Genomic DNA, 23,748 nt, shown 5'->3' on the forward strand with positions numbered 1-23,748 from the left:
AAGCGATTTGAACAAGGAGGTTGGCAATGACATAAAGCGTCCTATCGATTGTCAGAAAAATACTGTCGGGAAAATAGTGTCAGAAAAATCACAATGACATATTTTAAAGTTATAACAGCTTTGAGTTGTAAAATACAGTGTTGTCTTATCTGTGTGGCTCAGGCTTCTATCTGTTCAAAGACAAGTCCCGCAAATAAATGCTAAATGGCGCTAAAAACGTAATGATAAAACCATTTTTCTAATGTTTGCTAAGCTTAGCAATCAGTGCGCTTAATAGCTGATACTCTTTTTGATCCAGCTGCACGCGTGAGCCAAGTCGCGACAGTCGCGCTGGCAAGGATTTTAAATGTTCACTGTCTGCTAAGCCGCGTTGAACCATCAAGTCGGTGGTACGCTGAACGAGCTGTTGCAGCTGCTGCTGGGTGATGGCGGGTTCATCCCATTGTTGACGTAAATGCACGTCTAATATGGGTTGAACTGGGTTTAAATCATCTGAGCTTGCATTCGCTGTTTGAGCATGGGTTTGCCCATACGCAAAGATAAAGCTGGCAATCACTTGCACGGCAGAGGCAACATTGAGCACCGGATAAGCGGGATTGGCATCGATTTGAATATGGTAATCGGCGTACGCCAGCTCTTCATTGGTCAAACCGCGGTCTTCACGGCCAAATAAGATGGCTATGTTAGGTTTTTTATTCGATTGCGGGCTTTCACTATTATTTGCTAAATCAAGCGCAGTTTGCTTATCGATAAAGTCAAACATGATGTTGGCCGCTTGCGTCGGCGTGACAACAGGGCGCGGCATGTGACGACTACGGCTGCTAGCAGCAAATACCAGCTGGCAATCCGCTATCGCCGATTCTAACGTCGGCATTATGGCGGCTGACGTTAATAATTCACTACCGCCTGCCGCATGCGAAATACTGGTTTCATCAATGGGTAGCTTAGGGTCAACGATAGTCAGACGCGATAGACCCATAGTGTGCATGGCGCGCGCCGCTGAGCCAATATTGGCAGGTAAAGTGGTATTGACCATGACAATTTGTAAGCAAGACAGATAATCGCTTACCGTATGGCGGGCGGTTGAAGGCGCTAATTTTTTCGATGGCATCAAAGTTGAGGCAGAGTCGTTACGCATTATAGCCCCAGTCTTTGTTTGATTTCTTGTTCAACCCGTTGTAATGCTACGGCGACGTCTTCAACTAATCCAGCTTGGTCACCAATAAGGCGCTCGCGGCACGCTTCTTGTAATTGGCTACTAAGGCGAGTTAACTGAGTTGCGCCCAAATTGGCACTGGCACCTTTTAGCGCATGAGCAAGCTCATAACCGTTGGCGTTATCATCCTCTTGTTGTGCGCGTCTTAGTTTGACAATGCGCTCGTGACTGTCAGTAAAATACACTTGTATCAAATCAACAAAGTCCTCTTCTAACAACTCACGCATATCATCAAACTGTTCGTCGTTGATAATCTCGTCATCAGTTTGCGTATTTGTATTGTTAGGATGTTCAGTCATAATCATGTGTCCAATATTTTAAAAGTTAAAGTGCTCAGATTAGCTACTATCAAAGTATTAGCTATAATGAAAATGTAAATTGTCTTCATTAACCATGCTCTTTAATTGCTGTAAATTGTCATCGTTAGGGTAGATGCGCCAATGCTCAGATAGCCCGACATTGGCAATACCGTATTCTTCATAAATGCTCAGCCCAAGCGGCAAGCAGTTATCATTAATAGAAGCATCGGTGTTGCTAAGGGCATTATTAGCATAGCCGCCGTTTTGCAGCGCATCTTGCTGCATGTCATTTTCTAACGCTAATAAATCATTGCCGTTTTCATCGTATAAGCTGCCACCCATCGCTGGGTCATAAGCGCTGTTACCACTGCCACCATTATTACCTTGCTCGTCCTGCTCATCGTTATAAGACAAGCGCGGCGCTGGTATGATGTCTGCTTGAGCGGATTTTAGCAAAGGCTGCATACGCGTGAGCAGATTAATATCGCTACCGTGAACTTTAATGCTAATTTTTTTCATCCAACGCAGGCGCGCGTCAACCATACTCATGGCATTATCAAGGCGGGCAAAAATGCGCCCGTCACGCTCACGGATACTGCCTTTAATGACGACAACTTCGTCAATCTTCAACTGCTCTTTGACACGATTAAAGCGCTCGGCATAACAGCTGACTTCTAGACGTGAGGTGCCATCGTCTAAAGTGATGACGTTACGCGTACCGAAATTGGCTATATCGATAATCAAACCCGCAAAGTAGCAGCTACCGTTATAACCCGTGTCTGCCAGCTTATCGAGGCGAGCGCCGGAGGTATAACGTTTAAGCTCATCGCGATATTCATCGATAGGATGTCCAGTTAAGTATAAACCTAAGGTATTTTTTTCCGCTTTCAGGCGATGTTTATCCCCCCAAATCAGCTCTGGTGTCATGATCAGTGGCGGGGCTGCGACCACGCCATCCATTTCACCGAACAAGTCCATCATGCCAAGCTCATTGTTTTGGCGGTCTTGTTCCGCAGCTTGTACGGCGCTTGGCAGTTGACTCATCAGCGCCCCGCGAATCTCGTAAGCTTCGTCGCTTGGCAAGTCTGGACGTAAGGTCGCCGCAAAATCATCAAAACAGCCCGCACTGACTAAGGCTTCCAATGTACGTTTATTGACTTTTTTAATATCAACGCGGCGGCAAAAGTCGTATAAATCTTTAAACGGTCCTTCACGTCGGCGCGCCTCAACGATAGACTCAACCGCCCCTTCACCAACACCTTTAATCGCACCCAAGCCATAAATAATATTGGTCGGCGTATCGGCGACAAAATGCCACTCACTACGGTTTACCGATGGATTAACGACGGTCAAACCAAAATTTTCACGGCAATCATTGATAAAGAACACCACGTTATCAGTGTTGTTCATATCAGAGGTCAGTACCGCCGCCATAAATTCGGCAGGGTAGTACTGCTTTAGATAAGCAGTCTGATAAGCAAGGACGCCATAAGCAGCAGAATGCGAGCGGTTAAAACCGTAACCGGCGAACTTTTCCATCAAGTCAAAGACGCCGCCCGATGTCGCTTCATCGATGCCTTGCGCGGTCGCACCCGTGACAAAAATATCGCGCTGTTTGGCCATTTCCTCAGGTTTTTTCTTACCCATGGCACGGCGTAGCATATCCGCGCCGCCCAAACTGTAACCAGCCATAACCTGCGAGATTTGCATCACCTGTTCTTGATAAACAATAACACCGTTGGTATTTTCTAAAATTGGCTCAAGGTTAGGATGGTCATAGATGACTTCCTCGCGGCCATGCTTACGGTCGATATACATCTCAACCATGCCTGCATCGAGTGGACCCGGACGATAGAGCGCACACATGGCAATGACGTCTTCGATATTGGTTGGTTGTAATTTTGATAGATATTTTTTCATACCCATACTTTCTAACTGAAAGACAGCCGTGGTTTTGGCTTCTTGCAGCAGCTTATAGGCTTTTTTGTCATCTAAGGGCAAGTCCTCTAACACTAGAGCTTCTTTGCCTTCGCGGGCGCGGCGTAGGTTGATGTTTTCTACCGCGGCGTTAATCACCGTTAAGTTACGTAAACCCAAAAAGTCAAACTTAACCAAACCAACCGCTTCGACGTCGTCTTTATCAAACTGACTGACGCGGTGACCTTCGTCATCACAATAAATCGCGCTAAAGTCAGTGATTTTATGCGGGGCAATTAGGACCCCGCCTGCATGTTTGCCGACGTTTCGACAGACACCTTCGAGCTTAATCGCCATCTCCCAAATCTCAATGGCATCTTCATAGTCCATATTATCGGGATTAGAGATTAAGTCTTTTAGCTGCGGCTCTTGCTCAAGAGCTTGGCTAAGCGTAATTCCTGGGGTTTTTGGAATCAATTTGGAAATTTTATTGGCCAAAAAGTATGATTTGCTTTGTACACGCGCTACATCTCGTACCACCGCTTTTGCTGCCATGGTACCAAAGGTAATAATTTGCGAGACTGCTTCACGGCCATAAGTTTGCGCCACATAATCAATCACGCGGTCACGACCTTCGATACAAAAGTCAATATCGAAATCGGGCATAGAGACACGTTCGGGGTTTAAGAAGCGCTCAAAGAGTAAGTCGTAGTGAATCGGGTCAAGGTCAGTAATATTAAGCGCATAAGCGACCAGCGAGCCGGCACCAGAACCACGACCGGGTCCAACCGGTACGCCGTTGGCTTTTGCCCAGCGGATAAAGTCCATGACGATTAAGAAGTAACCTGGGAAGCCCATCGATAAGATAACTTCAAGCTCATATTCTAAGCGCTCATCGTACTTTTGGCGAAATTCACTCCAATTGTCAGTACGTGCTTCAATCGGAAAGAGCTTATCCAATCGATGATTAAGACCGCGTATTGATTCTGCGCGGAAAAACGATTCAATCGTTTCACCTTCGGGCACGGGAAATTCAGGTAGGACATTAATGCCAAGGGTCAAGGTCACATTACAGCGCGTGGCTAAACGTAAGGTATTATCAATGACCTGCGGAATATCAGCAAACAGCGCCGTCATTTCCTGCTGGGTTTTTAAATACTGCTCATCTGAATACAGCCGTGGACGATTGGGGTCGGCAAGGACATACGAGCCTGCGATACAAACGCGCGCTTCGTGAGCGTCAAAATCATCTTGCTCTAAAAAGCGCACATCGTTGTGAGCAATAATAGGAATACGATGCTTGGCACCGGCATGAATAGCCGCTTTTATAAAAGCGTCTTCGCCCGAGCGATTGGTGCGCTTGATAGCGAAATATAAGCGATCATCAAACTGTGCTTGCCATTCTGTCAGCAGCTCGTCAGCTTTTTCTGGCATAGAACTAACGAGCGCTTGGCCGACATCGGATTTTTCGGTAAATAAAACGATGACACCAGCGGCGTGCTCTAAAACATGGCGACGCTCAACGACTGGCACCCCATGATTGGCAGCATCGGCGCGTCCCTCGGTAAAGCCAAGAGAGACGATACGGGTGATATTTTGATAGCCCTCATTGTCCATCGCCAGTAGCACCAAGCGCGTGTCCTCATTATCCATAATGATTTCACTGCCGATAATCGGCTTGATACCAGCGCCCAAACAGGCACGATAAAACTTCACCGTCGCATAAAGGTTGGATAAATCGGTCAATGCCAGCGCGCTCTGATTGTCCGCCGCCGCGGCTTTAATTAGCGGCTTGATACGCACGATAGAATCGGTAATGGAATATTCGCTGTGGATACCAAGGTGTACAAATGCCATAGAAGACTCTTACTGGTGCAATCAAAAGGGAATAAGCTGTATGATAATAAATTTTTTATTATCAATGCCTTATGGTTTTTTAAGAAGTGATAGGACGCGAAAATTGATATTTTGAGCTTTTAAAGCTGGTCGTCAATAATAGCATTATTTGGCGCAGACAGCCACCGATTCAAACGTATAAGAGAGAGGGCGAGGGTAGAAAAAGCAAGTTTAATCAGGATTAAACAGTTTTAGTGAGTTTAGCCAAAAATGCCCTCTATAGGGTTAAGCATAAAGAATAGAGGACAAGATAAAGGCTAGAGAACGGCGTTATTTGCTATCGTTTTTAAAAGATTAACTTTTAAAACAAACTATCAAACTTTAATAACCCACTACCGCGGCATCGACTATACGTGGGTCAGAAGAACCATAAACGCCATTTGGGGTAATCATAATCGACTGGGTTGAACCCATCGCTGCTTGCGGGCTTACCTTATGTCCCATTGATTCTAGTTTTTTAATCGTATCAACATTTAAGGCTTTTTCGATACGAATTTCATCGGGCAGCCATTGGTCATGGATACGCGGCGCGTGTGTGGCTTCAGCGATATTCATATCATGATCAATGACGTTGGAGATGACTTGCGTGACGGTAGTAATAATGCGGCTACCACCGGGGCTGCCGGTAACGATATAAGGTTTGCTGTCTTTGAATACCAGCGTCGGGCTCATCGAAGACAACGGGCGTTTATTGGCCTCGACCGCATTAGCGTCGCCGCCAATTAAACCATAACCATTGGGCACGCCGGGTTTCGCAGAAAAATCATCCATCTCGTTATTGAGTAGGATGCCCGTACCTTCAGCGACAAGCCCTGTGCCATAAGAGAAATTCAGCGTATAAGTATTGGCCACCGCGTTGCCATCTTTATCGACGATAGAGAAGTGTGTGGTTTGATCGCTCTCGTATGGTAGTGGGTTATTGGCTTTAATGGTTGCCGCTGGCGTGGCTTTATTAGGATTAATTAAGCTACGTAATTTATCGGCATAAGCTTGTGAGGTTAAGCCGCTGGCAGGTACATAAATAAAATCAGAATCACCCAAATATTCTGCGCGATCGGCATACGCTAATTGCATCGCCTCGCTCATCAAGTGAATGGTTTGCGCGCTGTTTTGTCCGTAGTCTTTTAGTGGATAGCCTTCTAAGATATTTAAAATCTGCACGATATGGATACCACCAGAGGACGGCGGCGGCATGGATACAATCTCATAACCACGATAATCGCCTTTAACGGGCACGCGAGCAATCGCCCTGTAATTGGCTAAGTCTTGCAAGCTCATATTGCCGCCTGCTTCATTGACGGCTTTGACCAATTTACGCGCGGTTTCGCCTTTATAAAAACCATCAGACCCTTTTGCCGCAATCAGTTTCAGAGATTTTGCCAGCTCCGGTTGACGTAGTAGCTCACCCGGCTGATAGGCGCTGCCATCTGGTTTAAAAAATATCTTTTTGGTACTTGGCCATTTTTGTAAACGGTCACTCAACGCTTCTAATGATTCGGACAAGCCAGCGGTGACTTCAATACCGTTTTCTGCCAGTGCAATCGCTGGTGCCATAACTTGCCCGCGGCTCATGGTGCCGTGATCGTCTAGCGCTTTAAGCAAGCCTGCTACGGTGCCCGGCACGCCAACCGCTAAGCCATGATAGCGGGATAAATCACTGACCGCATTGCCGTCTTTATCGAGATACATATCACGCGAGGCGCTACTCGGCGCTTTTTCGCGATAGTCGAGTGCAACCGTTTTGCCTTGCTTGGCATCATAGACCATCATAAAACCGCCACCGCCGATATTGCCCGCACGCGGCAACGTCACGGCTAACGCAAAGCCAACGGCGACAGCGGCATCAACGGCATTACCGCCATCTTTTAAAATCTTTAAGCCGATATCAGAGGCGAGGGCTTCTTGGGTGGCGACCATGCCGTTCTTTGCCCAAACAGGGTGATGAATGGCGTCTTGAGAATAGATAGCTTGATCGGTTTTGGCTGTCTCGCCACTAACGACGGCTGTGCCTGTGGCGGTAGTGGGCGCTAGAGTAGAGGATTTCGATTTTGTAATGCGCTGAGTCTCGGACAATACAGTCGGATTATCAGCCATAATCGCTAAATTAATCGCACTGGTATTAATCGAGGTTGGATTAATAGTGGTTTTTGCGGTCGTAGGTTTGGTTTCTGCGGCATAAGCAGAGACAGAAATTAATAGAGTGCTGCTTATCAATAAGATAGCAGTTTTGATTTTTGTTTTATAACGAGAAGTATCACCGTGAACGTTTTGATGGATTTTTGAGAGTGATTGGCGCATCGTAAATTCCTTTTTACGTAGATAAAAAGATAAGGTCTTATTGTGCTTGCTATTCATGAAATACACAAATTGCTTCAACTAAAAATAATGCAAATATTCATCATTGTATGACAACGAAAATTTGTTATGAGCTTTACTTTAGCAAAATCTCTAGAGGTTATTATGAATAAACCAATCGTCAAATTTTAGATTGTACCAAAGGCTTAGACATTATTAATGAAAACTATAAAGCGCATATTTGCTTGTGGTAAAGACCCTTGTATACAGAAAGAGCATATTTGATGGCGATTTTTTAATTTTTGCAATAACAACAATGCATTAGCTTTTAGAGAATTGAGAGCGCTTCAATATTTATCTAAGCAGCTTATCATTTTTGCTGAAAATAATTCCTTTGCGTTACTAATCTGTAATATATTGTGTTATAAATAGCAGCCTTAATACTGCCTTCACAATTGTTTGTCAGCTTGGATAAAGGGATTTTTATGTCATCGCTTAGCTCTTCTAAACGCACCTTGCTGCCTCATTTTCAAAGCTTGGTAGCTCAATCATTCACAAATTATAAAAAGTCTTCTACTAAGTTTGCTGTCTGCGTGCTTTATACGCTTACTGCTGTAAGTGCCACCGTGACGTTAATGGGTTGTCAAACGACGACAGGCTTATCATCACAGTCCAATTTATCCATGACAGGCATAGATTTTAGTATTGCTGATACTCAGCAAAACCAAACTCAGGGCAAAATGTTTAATAGCAAATTGGATAAGAATGCTGAACGTTATCAGCGTTTATTTGACCAAACTAAAAGCCCAAACCCAGAAGTGCAAGCTAAGGTACGTCTACTGAGCGCTATTCGTCAGCATTTAGCGACGGAGCACGTGTCAGTATCGCAGGCTAATTATCATTCAACTCCCTATATTAAAGCCGATAGTATTGACGCTGGCTCAAGCAGTTTTTTTAGAACATTGCTCGAGCTGTATCTTTATAACAGTGCTACTGATGAAGATATTAATGAGTATGAAAATCTAGCAGAAGCAGATGAGGCGGCGGTCGAAGAAGACATTGACGGCTATAATGATATTGAGGATAACGATCAGGTTTATAGTGGCGATTCTGCCTTTGAAGCGGTGGCTGCCGCCGTCGCTGCGCGCACTGCCGAAGAAGAGCGTCATTACGATGAGTATGGCTATGATCAAAATGGCTATGATGAGGAAGGTTATGATCAAAACGGCTACGACGAATATGGCTATGATAGTGAAGGTTATGATGAATATGGTCACGATAAGTATGGTTACGATACAGAGGGCTATGACGAGAATGGCTACAATGAATACGGCAATCAGAGAGATGATAGTCCATACGAGAGCGACGCTGGTGGTTTGTTATCTAATTTAAGTCGCGTCAAATCAAAAGATTGGTTACGTAACTATGAAGACATGCAAGCCAGTAAAACGGCAAAGGGTATTCAAGATGAAAACGCTGTTCGTGCTTATCCGGGGTTAATGACCAATCTTATCAATATGTTTATCCGTACCCCTGAACAAGTTCAGGCAATGAATGCCTACCATTATCAATACCTGACTCTCAATAGCGTCAGTCATTATAAGCCCAAACAAAAGCAGCTACAGAGTGTCTACAGCTACGACTATGTTGCGCCGACCATCCATTCATCGATTCAACTACCGCTTGCTCTTGATTTTAACAAAGGGGCAGCGACGATCGATCCATCGGCATTGATGCCTATCTTGGCGCTAGCCAATCCTGAGCATACGCCGTTACCCGAGCAAATGACTACCCATACGGTGAATTTTGGTTTACCTGAAGCGGTTACTTCTATTGCTCAAATACCGCCAAGCGTTATTTATGATGCGGTCATTAACGCCGTACAAAACAGTATGGCGGAATTAGAGCCAGAATATTTCAGTGCTGTAGATATACGGGATGATGAGTTTGCTAAAGAGGTAGGCGCTGATAGGGCGGTTAAAGTCTATTTTGGCAGTCGTCAAAGCGGCGAGATGATAGGCAAAATATTTAAAAACATCTCACGCTCGCTGCAAAAGCATATTGACCAAAATCCACAAAACTATCCTGATGATCATGTGTTGAAAGCTGCGATTGCTAAGATGGAATTATATAACAAAGGCTATCAAAGTGCAGATGTTGGCGGATTGCTACAGCTGATAGAAGCGGTGAGTCCTATTTCTTTTAATCATATTAATTACTATTATTTAGATGGCTCAGACCATTTATTGGCAAAACAGCAACGAACCAATATCGGCAGTGACTTTTTTGGTTCACAAAACACGGTCTTGAATCAGACGCGCTATGATAATGCCAGCTTTAATAAACACCCATTAGCGACATTGTTGGCACAGTCTTTTGGCGCAGAGGCACCGGTCGCTATCGATGGCAATGCTTGGCTTGCAGCACAGCGTCAGCAAAAAGAGAGGTTAGAGAAAGCACGTTATGCGCGTTATGATTATGTGGAAGCAACTGAGGCAGGAGTAACTGAGGAAAGTGTGGATTATGCTGATGATGATGCCACAGACACAGCAGAAGACACCTTGTTTTAAGCCCCTCGTTTGATGATAGGCGCTGATACGCTGATATATTTTCAGTATCCATCATCGTCGCCCAACGCTTAGCAACATATAACGGTTAGCAAAATATAACGCCTTTCAAGGATAGAGAAAATGAAAAAATTAAATGTGGCCTTATCCATTAATACAGCAAAGCAGATAAATCCCTTGTGCTCTAAATCAATGATGACGATAAGCTCTTTATTTTCTAGTGCATTGGTTTCTAGTACATTAGTTGCCAGTACATTATTGATAACGGCTTGCCAGTTTACCAATGTATCTAACAATCTTGGTCAATCAAAAAATTTACAGGCAGATAATGCGCCAAGCGTTGCAAAAAACGCATTGGCCAGCGCATTACAACAGCAGCGCCGCCAGTCTTTTGCTTATCATAGTAATATTGAGATTAGTAATGAGCATCAATTTACAGCTATCGATAGCACAAAACTGGTGGCATCAGACGATGTTGATAGCTATTGCGAAGATAATCACGATCAAGCTTATGCAGCCTTATTAACAAAGGCAGAAGCACAGAAAAAAGAGGTTGCGTCGATTGATTACGCGCCCCAGCGTGAGGCACTTAAGCAATCGTACCTAGCCTGCTCAGCAGCCTATGAAGCATGGGCTGAGGTCCACTATGATAGTACGGCTTATAGCGTTGAGGAAGCAGCGGAGGACGTGGTAGACGCGGCGGCCGAGGTCGCGGTGTCAGCATCATCTGCTATAGATTCTGCTAGCGCCGCTACCATCTCACCTTATTACCAAAAGCTATTTAATGAATATGACAGCAAAAAATCTACACTAGATATCAAAAAATCGCAATTACTGGATGCTTATCTGCTAAAGCCATTATCTATGAATGCGCAGGGTGTTTATCAGCCGCTGGCAGGCAAGTTTACCATGCTGGGTAGTGTGCAGTATTCGGCGCGTAACCATCATAGTAGTATCAATCAACCTATTTATATCGATTTTAAAACTGGTAGCCTCTATCTGTGGGCGGACAATTTTGCTTTGCTGACATCAAAGCTGGCCGATGATAAGTTGGGCACCAAATGGCAAAATAAATGGCTAAAAATAGCCCTTGATGATGGTACGTTACCGAAAGATTTTGGTCGTGCCGTAATAAAAAGCCACATTCAAGCAGAAGACAGCATCTATGTCAAAGCTGATGTGAGCCAGTTTGATTTTATTGCCCCAAATATTTTGACGTCGCTATCACCCAAATTACCTGAAAAGCAGCTAGCACCCATGCTCAATAGTGCCAAAATCATTCGCCGTGTCCAAAGTAGTGCGAGCGATGAACAGGCATATAAAGACTATATGGGCACCTTCTATAAACTCATCACTCAGCAATATCCTGAGCTGATAACCCAAAATGTTTCTGATACGCAAGATGACCTTTATCCTACGGACAGTAAAATCACCAGTAAATCGATGGTCAAACAAGTTTTAGTAAAAATGAAAGATTTTGCTGATGATAAAATGCTGAGAACACAAGAAACAGGTTTACTCGAAACACACTCACCGACTTTATCTGCAGCTGCAAATCTGCCTGTGCAAAAACTATACGGTTTTAGTAAAGGCGGTCAATTGCAATGGCAGCACAGTCGCCATTACCTATCAACCGATGCCAGTGATGAAACAAGTGGTGAGTCAAATGGTGAGTTGAGTATGGAAACCACAAAAAAGAGCAGTCTCATTGTCGATGCCCTTACGCAATATATGCCTATCCGTGCTCAAGATAAGGCGTTTCCCAACTTACCGAGTAACAGTCAGATACCAACCGCCAATAACAGCATTGATTTAAAAGAATATAGCGCTGAGCTTGGCGAGTATTATCGTCAAGGTAATGGTACCGCAATGGGCAAAATGCTCTTTAACATGCTACCAATGTATCAACAGCGTTTTGGTTCGGTAGAATAAGTGTCGGGCGCTAAATTTTAGGTTTATAGTCCATTTAAATGAGTGAAGTACTTATAGAAACAATAAAAAAAACGCACCGGTTAACCGATGCGTTTTTTAGAATATATCTTTTAAATATAATATTTTTCATTAAGAGTGGCCGTTAATGACACATCTTACTGCCAGTACTGACCTTACTGCTGGTGTTTGCTGTGCATCTGACGGTTTTTTGAACCATGATGACCTTTTGCTTTTCTTTCTGATTTTAATTGTGCCATTTTTTGACGCTGTTCAGGCGTTAGTACTTGCGAGATAGCATGCTCAGTTTGCACGCGTTCAATAACGCGCTGCTTGGTCTTTGCCGCTTGTTGATCGGCTAGGCGGTTAACTGCTGCGGCATCTAAAGTTTTGGCATTGGTCAACGCTTGCATTTGTTGTTGCATTTGCGCGCGTTCTGCTTGATATTTGCTACGATCTTTTTTGTTGCCACTATATTTTTCTTGCATAATAGCTTTGATTTGTGCCTGCTGCGTCGCTGTCAAATCCAACTGCGACATAGGGCCTCTCATGCCAACTTTATGCTGCTTTTGCATGTTGGTCGTTTTTGGCGTTACTGACGTCGTATCGGTGGTGGCGTTGACACTGGTACAGCCTGTAACCGTTAAGACGCTAGATATCGCGAGTACTGAGCCTATGATTAATTTTTTCATTATCATTACCTTAATAGTTACCTTAAATTATGGATCAAACGTTAATTATTACGAAAAGAGGTTTTTTATCTGATAATTAATGATTAGCAAGTGTCCCGGATAGCCACTATGAATCATTAATTGCCATCAGTATTTGTTGCTGATAGCCGCTATCATACGACAGCTAGAAGTTGCGAACATTTATGAAATATTAAGAAAGGTAACGTTTGTGGCGCATTGATGGATGCTTGCCTGATAATATCAGCCATACTATGGCATGCTTAGAATCATTTGACTGAACAGCAATAAAGTAGAAAGGAGAGGAGGAGGATGGCAAATATTTTATTGGGTGATGATGATGAAGAGTTGACCCAACTGCTGCAAGAGTATTTGCATAATCATGGCATCCAAAGTGACTGTGTGCATGATGGCGAGGCGGTCATCGAACGCTTAAAATCAGCCATGCATGATAGTGCGCCTTATGATTTATTGGTGCTCGATATTATGATGCCAAAGATAGATGGGCTCAGTGTCCTGCGTCAGCTACCAGCGATTAGCGATATTCCAGTGATTATGTTGACGGCAAAAGGTGAGGAGATTGATCGTATTATTGGGCTGGAGCTTGGTGCCGATGATTATATTACCAAACCTTGTAATCCGCGTGAGCTGCTGGCACGTATTAACGCAGTGATTAAACGTAGCCGTATTACCGTATCGGGTGCGGCCACCTCCGAGCACACGCCACTGCCAGAGAGTCGCCTGCATTTGGACCAAAATCAGCGTATCTGTCAAATAGATGGCGTTGAGTTACAAGTCACAGGAACAGAGTTTGACTTGTTGGTGGCGTTACTTAAACAAAAAGGCGAGGTGGTCAGCAAAGCGTGGCTGTCACAACATGTCTTACAGCGTGAGTTGCAGCCGTTTGATCGCAGCCTTGATGTGCATGTATCGCGCCTGCGTAAAAAACTGCAACCTTTTCATGACGAGCCTATCAAGGCGATTCGTGGTAAAGGTTATCAGCTGGTGCTGTAATGACGGACGCATCGATGCTTACCTCGACATTCAAGCCAAGAATCACGCTATTTTGGCGGCTATTTCTCAGTCTATTATTGACGGTACTCATCACCTCTATCATCTCTGTCATGGTAGAACGTCGGCTCAATGGCAAAGAGTTAAGTGCTCGGATGGATGTACAAATTGACAGTCTTTTACTCAAGCGGCAAGAAGTGGTTGCGGCGCTACAAGCGGGTGATTTATTGGCCGTCAGGCAGCTTTACCGGCAAGACCGACGGCTGATGAGTCAAATCAGAATCTATGATGCGCAGGGCGCCATTATTTTTCCGCGTTATCGTTATAGAGAAGAGCGTCAAACAAACGGGCAGGAAGTAGAGCGTGACTTACCATCGCATCCCATTTCTGGCAATCGTAGAGCGCATCATGATAAAAATGATAGCGCCTACGAAAAGCCCTCTTTTATTAATGCAATCCTGCATCCAGCGATGCCGAATAGAGAAGTAATTTTTGACCCTAATAATCGCCCAGAACTGGCAGATATCACCGTAGATTTGCCAGACGGGCAAACGGCCATTATACAATTGCGCCCGCACCTGCGTTTTGCTGATGTCTTGGCGCTGCAACGCGGTAATTTTACCGTGCGTTTGCTTCTCATTATTCTGTTTAGCGTGTTGGTCTGCTTTTGGCTCAGTCGTACGCTGACGCAGCGCATTGGTCGAGTTCAAGATACCGTGCACCGTATGATCGACGGCGATTATCAAGCCAATCCGCAGTTATCAACATTGGGCTCTGACGAGCTAGGTTTATTGGCAAAAGATGTGGCTTTATTATCGACTCGATTGGCTGAGAGTGAGCTTGCGCGCAAGCAGATGCTCAGTGATATCTCGCATGAGCTGCGCTCGCCACTGGCGCGCCTTGATGTGGCTACTGAACTGACGCGTGACTTTGCACCCGATGCTAGCCGTTACCTTGACCGTATCGATAAAGAGTCGACACGCATGAATGAGCTGATTGAGCAAATCATTCATATTCAATCTCTGCAAATGCAGCAATATACCATCGATAATTTAGAGAGTGATGCTGTAGACGTGGTTGATCTCATCACCGAAATTGGCAAAGACGTTTGTTTTGAGTTTCAGCATAAAGATGTGCGCTGGCAATGGACGCCGCCAGATGCTTTATCATCGTCATCTGATGCGTCTTTAACTGTGCTTGGTAATCAAGAACAGTTGCATAGCGCCCTTGAAAATATCATTCGAAATGCTTTTATGCACACATCGTCAGGCTTTACTGTCACCGCTAAAGTAACAAAAACAAGGGGCGAAAATAAAGGAGATGTCATTCAAATTAGCATCACAGACGAGGGCGGCGGGGTAGCAGAAAAAGACTTAGAGCGTATTTTTCAGCCCTTTGTACGCCTTGATAGTGCTCGCCACAGGGAAACAGGTGGCTATGGGTTGGGATTGGCCATCGTTCATGCGGTCATCATCGCTCATAAAGGTCAAATCAATGTCTATAACCGCAAAGACGGTATTCAAGGCTTGGTGGTGCAGATTGTGTTACCTGTTCAATAACAACGATTAGGATATGTCCTCATGTTAAAAACGAGGATGAATATGAGATAAATCGCAGTCGAATAAAGGAAGTAGTACAGATAATCTCGAGATATTATCTAGCCATTTTTAGCCTATGTAGATGATTATTTTTAGCATGGAGGACAAGCTTTAATAAGAAAAAATCAGTAAGAGAAGTTTACCATCTAGTTTATATTCAAAATTATGAATATATCGGACGAACGGTAGTAAATCTCCGACGAACGGCATTGTTACTCTCTCTATATTCATTAATAATCATATACAGAGAGTTATAATGATTTTACAAAACGAGACCTACTATTTCTTAAGTATAGCTCTGAGTAACATTTCTAAATGTATTGTGCGTTCCTATTAATTTATAACCCGTTTTATCTTGTCGTATTAACTCTCTAAACATGGATTTTAACTTTGATTTTCAAATCTGATGAGTCGGTAAGGGAGTACATGCTATGAACCGGAATTATAAAGTGATATGGAATGCGTCTTTAAACTGTTTTATGGCAGTTTCTGAGTACGCCAAAGCGCGTGGTAAATCGTCAAAATCTAGCGTGAGCGCAAACGCTACTATCAATACCACATCCAATCTTTCATCTACAAATGCTTTTCGACTGACCGCTATAGGGCTGGGGTTAATGGCGGCTGGACTTACGATGTCACCGCAAGTGTTTGCGGTAACTGGTGTTGGTGGTGCAGTAGATACTGGAGTAACTAATTGTGGTACTAATGCGTCTGCAGGTAAAACTGGCAGTGTCGCAGTTGGTTGTAATTCTGTTGCAGATTTATCAGCTGATCCAGCAGTAAATTTTTACCAAAGAGGTAATCCTGACAATTTAGCTATTGATATTTCTACAGCTTTTAATTCTACAGCAGTTGGTACGGGAGCAAGAGCAACTGAAGCGGGCACATCATTGGGGATGAACGCTTCCTCACGTAATTTAGGTATTGCTGTAGGTATCCAAGCAAAATCTGAAAATGTAGCAGCTGTTGCTATTGGACCAGCCGCTCTAGCAAAAGGAAATACTTCTCTTGCTTTAGGGCGTCAATCTGCAGCAACCGCTGACTTTGCACAAGCGATTGGTAACGTAGCGTCTGCTACCGGCAAAGGTTCTTTAGCAGTCGGTCATTCTGCTAGAGCAGAAGGGTACCGTTCGATTGCTATTGGCTCTGCAGATATTGATGGTGCGCAGGGTACAGGTGCTACTCAGCCAGGTGTTAAATACCAAACTAATCAACAGACTTTATCTAAAGGTTTGGACAGCATTGCAATTGGTTCAGGCGCTATCGCAGATGCTACATTCGGATTTGGTGCTAGTGGAACGGCTTCTACTGCAATAGGTAAAACAGCAAAGGCTAAAGGACCTAACACTCTAGCCTTAGGTGCTAACTCTGATGCAAAAAATGGTACTGCAGTCGGGTCGGGTGCTATTGTTCGTAATGGTGGGTTAGCAGTTGGTATGCATGCTGATGCTGGGCCAGGTTTAAGCTTCTTACCGACCAGTAACGTCGCTTTGGGTGATGACTCAAAAGTAACTAGTGGAGCTTTTAACGTTGCTTTAGGTGCAATGGCTGTCGCAGGCGACAGTGATTTAAGTGCGCAGGCATATAGACCTATTGTGGGTATTGCTGTTGCAGGCGAGAATGCAGTTGGTGAAGTTTCGATAGGTGGTGATAGTTCCGGACAGTATACAGGGGGATCTGTATATCGTCGTATTACTAACCTTGCTGCGGGTGCTGCTGACACAGACGGAGTGAACGTTAGCCAGTTAAAGACTGTAGCAGCAGCTGCAGAAGCAAGAAAAATTAAATATGTCAGTATCCACTCTACAGGTGGCACTAACGAAGACAACTTAGGTGCTAGCGGTGGAGACGCCATTGCAATTGGTAAGAATGCCTCTGCAGCTGGCATGACAACAGTAGCCGTAGGTTTAAACGCTGGTGTTGGTTCAACTCAGTCGGAAGGAGTCTCGGTTGGTAATCGATCTGGCCAAAACGTACTTTCTAACGGTAACACCGCCTTAGGAGTCGATGCCGGTTCAAATATAGACTCTACGCCACGAACTACATTCGATGGTAAGCCTGCATATAATCCCTTTACGATCGTTGGACAAAATACTGGGATAGGTGCAGCTGCTGGTAAAGATGTCTATGGAAACTCTAACTCAGCATTAGGGGAGCGTGCAGGTCGTGAAGTTGATGGTCACGCCAATACATCTGTTGGTGCATTCTCAGGTAACAATGTAATTGGTAGTGCTAACGTTGCGATGGGTGCTAATGCCGGTGTCATTGTTAAGGGCGACAGAAATACGGCGATTGGTAACTTCGCTGGAGCCTACGTTGAAGGTAAAGTCAACTCAGCATTTGGTAACGGTGCTGGTTCAAATATTAAAGGTGAGTATAACCTTGCTCTAGGTTCTGGTGCAGGCGCTGGCATCAGTAATGATTTGACAGTAGCCATTGGTAATAATGCCGGCAATATCCAGAACGGACAGATCGGTAAAAACAGCATATCAGTAGGTACTAACTCTTCAGCTCAAGGCCACAGTAGCATGGCGCTTGGACGTGGATCTATTTCTGCTGGCAAAAATGCCACAGGTATCGGCGTTCTAGCTAAGGCTGGTGGTGAGTCGAGCGTGGCTATCGGTGACGGCGCTGAGGCAAGCGGTAAAGATAGTATCGCTATGGGCACAGGTAGTAAAGTAACTGGCGACAACTCAGGTGCATTTGGCGACCCCAATATTGTCAGTGGTATAGGTAGTTATGCGATTGGTAACAACAACAATATTGCTAATAACAATAGTTTTGTTCTAGGTAATAATGTTGGCACAACACAAGATAATAGTGTTGTGTTGGGTAACTTATCTACTGATCGTGCTGCTACGACTGAAACTGGGGTTATGATTAATGGGACAACTTACACTTATGCAGGTCAAGGCTCTGCTGCGAAAGGCGTGGTTAGTGTTGGTTCAATTGGTGCCGAGCGCCAGATAATCAACGTTGCTGCTGGACGTGTTAACGGTGCCAGTACTGATGCGATTAATGGTAGCCAGTTGCATGCCACCAATGAGTCTATTGTAGATTTAAACACAGCAGTTGCAGCTAACAAGACCAAGTACTACAGTGTTAAATCCGACGCGGTCGGTAATGCTGATAACTTGGGTGCAACTGGTGCAAATGCCATGGCCATGGGGGGTAATGCTAAAGCAGAAGGTGGACAAGCCATTGCTATTGGTAGTGTAGGCAGCACTGGTAAGCACACTATTGCAAAAGGTCAACAATCTATCGCCATTGGCGCCAACGTTCAATCACTCGGTGCATCATCTATCGCCATTGGTGGTGATGACTTAGATGCAGCTTCTCAAACCAACATCGATAGTGACATACTTAGTGACCTCAATGCTGGGACAGTTAATGCCAGTTTCAAAGCTTACTCTGGTAATAAGAACCTTGTTGAGACAAATAAGTATGATATAAACACTGAATCAGCAGGTGCCGCCTCAATTGCGATTGGTTCAAAATCGTTGTCTGGAGGTGATCTATCTACAGCCGTTGGCGTCCATTCAAGCTCATTTGGTACAGCATCTTCTGCCTTTGGCGTGGCCGCTTCAGCAAGAGAAAAAGGTTCAGTGGCAATAGGAGCTGGGTCAGTGGCTGATCGTGCTGGTGCTGGAGGTGGTATTGCTGCTTATACAGGCGGCGCCACAGGAAATGCGCTTACTGCTATTAATAGCACTATAGGAAGAGCGGAGCTTGGTGCGGTGTCAGTAGGTCCTGGTGGTGAAAAAGGAACTCGTCAGATCATCAATGTTGCAGCGGGTAGTGCCGACAGTGATGCGGTGAACGTGTCTCAATTAAAAGGCGGCGTATCAAGTGTTGTTAACCTAGGACTCAAATTCGATGGTGACACAGGTACAACTGTCAAACGTCCTCTTGGCCAGACACTTAATGTTTTAGGTGGTGAGAGTAATGCGACGAAGCTTGCTTCTGGGAATAACATTGGTGTGGTTGCTGATGGCAGTGACACTCTAACCGTCAAACTTGCCAAAGACTTAACCGGTCTTAATAGTGCCAACATTGGTGGTAGCGTGATAAATACCAATGGGTTAAGAGTTGGTAACACCTTAGTCAACCAAAATGGGTTCACCTTCCTAAGTACTGGTAGTCCTAGCAATACGGTTAGATTGTCGGACGCCGGTCTACATAATGGCAACAAACAAGTAACTGGCGTTCTTAGTGGTGGCACAACGCTCACCAACGCGGCCAACATCGGTGATGTTAAGAGTGCTGCAGCCGGATCTAGAACAGAAGTAAAAGCCGGTACAAACATTGCTGACGTTGAGAAAACTGTCGGTGATAAAGGCCAAGACATCTATACCGTCAATGCCAAAGGCTCAACAGCAGCGGCAGGTTCATCAGCAGTAACAGTTAATGGTAATGACGTAGGCGACAACATCACTGACTATACCGTTGATTTAAGCCAAGATACTAAAGACAGCTTAGTTAAAGCAAACAACTCAGTACAATACGACAGCTCAGCTCGTACCCGTGTCACCCTAGGTGGCGGTGGAACTGCACCTGTGACATTGACCAATGTCGCTGAAGGTGACATCAGTGAAAACAGTAGTGATGCGGTCAATGGTAGCCAGTTGTTTAAAACCAATACTAAGGTTAATAAAGGCTTTGGCTTAAAAGCTGCTGACGGTCAGATGGTAGTCAAACAACTTGGTGATCAGGTTGAAGTGGTTGGCGCTAACAATAACATCACAACCAAAGTTATCGATGGTAAGGTTGCGGTTGATTTAAATAACAACCTTGATCTTGGTAAGACTGGCAGCGTGAAAATGGGTAATACCACAGTCAGCAAAGACGGTATGACCATAGTCGCCCCAACTGTAGCTCGAACAGTCGTACTCAGTAGCGCTGGCCTAAACAATGGCGGTAATAAGATTACGAATGTCCTAGCCGGTACGCAAGATACAGATGCGGTTAACGTTAAACAGTTAAATCTAGCCAATACTACCATTGATAAAGGCTTAAGTTTCGGTGGTGATAGTGGTGACCCTGTTAACCGTAAACTTGGTGAGACTCTCACTGTCAAAGGCGGCGATACTATCAATGCTGATCCAGCAACGAAAAACATTAGTGTCACGGCCAATGGGAAAGATACTTTAACCGTCAGATTGGCCAAGGATATTAATCTTGGTAATACAGGTAGCCTGACTACTGGAAATACACAAGTCAATAATGCTGGTATTACCCTATATCGTGGTGATAATGACCAAGTAGCGCTGACCAACAATGGCTTAAATAACGGCAATAATAAAATTACTAACGTGGCACAAGGAACCACAGGTAAAGATGCTGTAAACTTTGATCAGCTCTCGTTGACCAATACCAATGTCTCAACCAATGCAGCTGGTATTAAAACCAACAAAGATGCCATCGCCCTCGGCATTAAGATTGGTGATGGCAATAGCGCCAATGATCAACAGTTTGCTTTAGGAAGCACCATCAATGTGACAGGTGATAGTAATATCACTACCACTGCATCGGCAACTGGCGTCCAAGTTAAGCTCAATAATCAGTTGAACTTAGGCGACGACGGCCGGATGCAAATGGGCAATAGTATCATGAATAACACCGGCTTCACCTTTGTAGGTAATGAGCCCGGTAGAACTGTTATTCTAGGCGCTGGTGGTTTGAACAACGGCTTTAATAGAATCACAAACGTCGCTGCTGGTCTTGCTCCTACTGACGCTGCAACTGTTGGACAGTTAAGTGCTGCAACCTTTGCGTTAGATAAAGGTTGGGCTTTAAGTGCACAAGATGATGAAGCTACTATGGTGAAGCAAGGAAGTGCCTTTGATCTAAATAGTAGAGATGGTAATATCAAGATCTCTAGAACGGCCGCTGCTAGCAGTGTTGGTCGAGTATCCCGAGCTGTTGACCCAAATGATATGACCTTTGATTTGAATAGAGATATTGCGATAGATAGTGTACAAACAGGCGATACCACTATAAATAACCAAGGCCTCACTATCGTAGGGGGGCCTAGTGTCACAAAAGCTGGCATTAACGCTGCTGATACTAAGGTTACAAACGTTGTGAATGGTGAAGTTGCGGCAAATAGCAAGGACGCTATCAACGGCGGTCAGCTCTATGCTCAAGGTGCAGGTATTAGTAGTATCATAGGTGGCAACACGACCTATGATCCTGTAACTGGCACCTTTACCAATAGCAATATTGGAGGTACTGGCCAAGCTAGTATTGATGGTGCGATTGCTTCTATCAAGCGTGGCGAGGCGGTAATGACTGAAAGTATTCAAACCAATACGACCAATATTACAACCAATACCAGCAACATCACCAAAAACACGGCCAATATCGCAACGAATACTGCGAATATCAGCACCAATACCACCAACATCAAAGCCAACACGGACAAAATTGATGCTGGTCTTAACTTTGGAGCCGATAGCGGTGCTGTCATCAATAAACCGATCGGTGATGGTAGTGTTATGAGCTTCAAAGGCGGTAATAACATCAAGACCACCGCCGAAGGCAGTAGCATCAAGTTTGATTTGAACGGTAATATTAATGTAGAAAGCGTCACGACCGGCAATACGACGGTTAATAACAGTGGTGTGACTATTAAAAATGGCCCAAGTATGACCGCCGCTGGTATCTATGCAGGTAATACCGAGACTGCACCTAGCATGACTGCCGCTGGTATCAATGCCGCTGGTACCAAGGTGACAAATGTGGCGGATGGCATGGCGCCTAGAGACGCTGTGAACTACGGGCAGTTAGAGGCCGTTACTAGAGGTTTAGGCGGCAGCATTAATGAGCTTGGCTATAAAATTGGCGAAGTCGAAGATGACGCCAACGCCGGTATCTCGGCAGCGATGGCCATGTCTTCATTGCCACAAGCATATATCATCGGTAAACCTATGATAGGTGGCGGTATCGCGACATTCAACGGTGAAAGTGCCGTCGCGATTGGCTTCTCTAAAATGTCTAACGATGGACGCTGGGTCATGAAGTTAAACGGCACAGCGGATACCCAAGGTAACGTAGGGGGTGCAATCGGTGCAGGTTTCCACTTTGATTAGCTGGCCAGATAATCCGGCCAAATTAATCTAAATAAAGCTACATAGTCATTGAATGATTAAAGTAAAAAAGCAAGGCACGAGATGTCTTGCTTTTTTTATGAATGAAATTTGATTGAAACAGACGAGCATTTAATGAAGTTAATAAAAGTAAAATTAGTGATATTAAAATCTATGACTTCAACTGTTTAGCGTACCAAAATAACAGGCGATAAGGTGCTGGCAATGATTTCTGTCGTGGTACTGCCCAAAAATAAATGCTGAAGCTTAGAGCGCCCATAAGCACCAATGACGATGATATCGATGTTATTTTTAAATTGAAAGCTGAGTAAGCCTTCAACGGCATCAAGTTCTAAGAGCTGATGGGTATCGACGCTAAAACCAGCTGCCTGTAAGTGTGCAGCCGCGTTATCAAGGCTTTTTTTAGAGGCTTCGTTATGATGGCCGACCATGACGATATGACCTTGTAAGCCTTTTAACAGGTTGCTCTTTGCAAGCACGTGTATGGCATTTATCGCCGTTTTACTGCCATCAAATGCCACCATATATGACTGCGGCTCTTTAAATTTCTCTGAACAAATCAACACCGGTATGTTCGAGGCGCGGGCCACCGTTTCGATTTGGCTGCCGATATTGATACGGCTGTTTTTATGGTCCTCACCGCGCCGTCCCATGACTATGGCGCGATTTTTTTCCTGAAAATGCTCAATCGCTGGCAGCAGTTTACCGCGGCGTTGATAAATGCAAACCTTCATGTCTTGAAAGCCATTTTGAATATGACTTTTTGCATCTTGTACCAAGGCATTGCTGTAATTGTTGACCACTTGCGCCCTTTGCTCATCGAGTTCCGATAACTCATCGAGCAAAAACTGGCGACTATTAATGCCAATAGCACCTGATAAATCGCGTCTGACCGAAGCTGCTACGTCGCTCACGTGCAATAAAGCTACTGAGATGTCCAGTTTGCTTGCGTACCACGCGGCATAATCACAGACTGAGCCAGTCACCGCTGAACCATCAATACAAGCCAAAACGTGCTCTTCCGTTATCATAATCTGTCCTTAGTTTTGCATTTATCTTTTGATAAACCGACTTTTTCATCACATTAAAAATGACTTAGTAGGGGGCATCATCTTACCTCAAATATAGTCATGGCAAGATTAAAGCGTTAGGTTTTAAATGCCTTTTTATAAATATAATTTTCTTTAATTATAGAACAATACTTCACTAAAAAATATTGGTT

The 23,748-nt window shown here is 44.5% G+C and carries 11 protein-coding genes; 5 read left to right on the forward strand and 6 right to left on the reverse strand.

Going from position 1 to position 23,748, the window contains the following annotated elements:
* Positions 1–238 precede the first annotated feature (238 nt).
* The 4 genes from JMX70_RS12300 to ggt all read right to left on the reverse strand — a co-directional run bounded on the left by JMX70_RS12300 (position 239) and on the right by ggt (position 7,626).
* Complete coding sequence (locus tag JMX70_RS12300; RefSeq protein WP_406947883.1) at positions 239–1,111, reverse strand: RNA methyltransferase; 873 nt, start codon at positions 1,109–1,111, stop codon at positions 239–241.
* Between the two features lie 26 nt (positions 1,112–1,137).
* On the reverse strand, positions 1,138–1,515 hold the full coding sequence (locus tag JMX70_RS12305; protein ID WP_200662024.1) for an Hpt domain-containing protein: 378 nt from the start codon (positions 1,513–1,515) through the stop codon (positions 1,138–1,140).
* A 57-nt stretch (positions 1,516–1,572) separates the two neighbouring features.
* Positions 1,573–5,289, reverse strand: a complete 3,717-nt coding sequence (gene dnaE, locus JMX70_RS12310) for a DNA polymerase III subunit alpha (RefSeq protein WP_201592539.1) — start codon at positions 5,287–5,289, stop codon at positions 1,573–1,575.
* Positions 5,290–5,649: 360 nt separating this feature from the next.
* Positions 5,650–7,626 (reverse strand): gamma-glutamyltransferase, encoded by a 1,977-nt coding sequence (gene ggt / locus JMX70_RS12315; protein ID WP_201592542.1) that lies wholly within the window; start codon positions 7,624–7,626, stop codon positions 5,650–5,652.
* Positions 7,627–8,108: 482 nt separating this feature from the next.
* Here ggt and JMX70_RS12320 point away from each other — a divergent pair, with 482 nt between their 5' ends.
* Together JMX70_RS12320 and JMX70_RS12325 are read left to right on the forward strand one after the other, a co-directional pair.
* The gene (locus JMX70_RS12320) at positions 8,109–10,193 is read left to right on the forward strand and encodes a hypothetical protein (RefSeq protein ID WP_201592545.1); all 2,085 of its coding nucleotides are present in this window, start codon (positions 8,109–8,111) and stop codon (positions 10,191–10,193) included.
* A gap of 120 nt (positions 10,194–10,313) precedes the next feature.
* The gene (locus tag JMX70_RS12325) at positions 10,314–12,122 is read left to right on the forward strand and encodes a hypothetical protein (protein WP_201592547.1); all 1,809 of its coding nucleotides are present in this window, start codon (positions 10,314–10,316) and stop codon (positions 12,120–12,122) included.
* Between the two features lie 173 nt (positions 12,123–12,295).
* On the opposite strand, the gene JMX70_RS12330 is transcribed toward JMX70_RS12325, so the two are convergent.
* Positions 12,296–12,811 carry a Spy/CpxP family protein refolding chaperone gene (locus tag JMX70_RS12330; protein WP_201592549.1) on the reverse strand — a complete coding sequence of 172 codons (516 nt, stop codon included), beginning with the start codon at positions 12,809–12,811 and terminating at the stop codon, positions 12,296–12,298.
* Between the two features lie 309 nt (positions 12,812–13,120).
* On the opposite strand from JMX70_RS12330, the gene JMX70_RS12335 reads away from it, so the two are divergent.
* From JMX70_RS12335 to JMX70_RS12645, 3 genes are all read left to right on the forward strand, one after another.
* Positions 13,121–13,822, forward strand: a complete 702-nt coding sequence (locus JMX70_RS12335) for a response regulator transcription factor (protein ID WP_201592550.1) — start codon at positions 13,121–13,123, stop codon at positions 13,820–13,822.
* A 14-nt stretch (positions 13,823–13,836) separates the two neighbouring features.
* Positions 13,837–15,378: a sensor histidine kinase gene (locus JMX70_RS12340; RefSeq protein WP_227671268.1), complete on the forward strand. Its 1,542-nt coding sequence runs from the start codon at positions 13,837–13,839 to the stop codon at positions 15,376–15,378.
* A 470-nt stretch (positions 15,379–15,848) separates the two neighbouring features.
* The gene (locus JMX70_RS12645) at positions 15,849–22,508 is read left to right on the forward strand and encodes a YadA-like family protein (protein ID WP_201592562.1); all 6,660 of its coding nucleotides are present in this window, start codon (positions 15,849–15,851) and stop codon (positions 22,506–22,508) included.
* A gap of 185 nt (positions 22,509–22,693) precedes the next feature.
* Here JMX70_RS12645 and JMX70_RS12350 read toward each other — a convergent pair whose 3' ends face one another.
* Positions 22,694–23,557, reverse strand: coding sequence for a universal stress protein (locus JMX70_RS12350; RefSeq protein WP_201592564.1), 864 nt, complete (start codon positions 23,555–23,557; stop codon positions 22,694–22,696).
* Between the last annotated feature and the right edge of the window lie 191 nt (positions 23,558–23,748).

The sequence above is a fragment of the Psychrobacter pulmonis genome (assembly GCF_904846465.1).
Lineage (GTDB): Bacteria > Pseudomonadota > Gammaproteobacteria > Pseudomonadales > Moraxellaceae > Psychrobacter > Psychrobacter faecalis.

What these genes read in the sequence shown, in the direction of transcription:
- JMX70_RS12300 (WP_406947883.1), bottom strand. Translation starts at nt 1,111, where the DNA reads ATGCCATCGAAAAAATTAGCGCCTTCAACCGCCCGCCATACGGTAAGC.
- JMX70_RS12305 (WP_200662024.1), bottom strand. Translation starts at nt 1,515, where the DNA reads ATGACTGAACATCCTAACAATACAAATACGCAAACTGATGACGAGATT.
- dnaE (WP_201592539.1), bottom strand. Translation starts at nt 5,289, where the DNA reads ATGGCATTTGTACACCTTGGTATCCACAGCGAATATTCCATTACCGAT.
- ggt (WP_201592542.1), bottom strand. Translation starts at nt 7,626, where the DNA reads ATGCGCCAATCACTCTCAAAAATCCATCAAAACGTTCACGGTGATACT.
- JMX70_RS12320 (WP_201592545.1), top strand. Translation starts at nt 8,109, where the DNA reads ATGTCATCGCTTAGCTCTTCTAAACGCACCTTGCTGCCTCATTTTCAA.
- JMX70_RS12325 (WP_201592547.1), top strand. Translation starts at nt 10,314, where the DNA reads ATGAAAAAATTAAATGTGGCCTTATCCATTAATACAGCAAAGCAGATA.
- JMX70_RS12330 (WP_201592549.1), bottom strand. Translation starts at nt 12,811, where the DNA reads ATGAAAAAATTAATCATAGGCTCAGTACTCGCGATATCTAGCGTCTTA.
- JMX70_RS12335 (WP_201592550.1), top strand. Translation starts at nt 13,121, where the DNA reads ATGGCAAATATTTTATTGGGTGATGATGATGAAGAGTTGACCCAACTG.
- JMX70_RS12340 (WP_227671268.1), top strand. Translation starts at nt 13,837, where the DNA reads ATGCTTACCTCGACATTCAAGCCAAGAATCACGCTATTTTGGCGGCTA.
- JMX70_RS12645 (WP_201592562.1), top strand. Translation starts at nt 15,849, where the DNA reads ATGAACCGGAATTATAAAGTGATATGGAATGCGTCTTTAAACTGTTTT.
- JMX70_RS12350 (WP_201592564.1), bottom strand. Translation starts at nt 23,557, where the DNA reads ATGATAACGGAAGAGCACGTTTTGGCTTGTATTGATGGTTCAGCGGTG.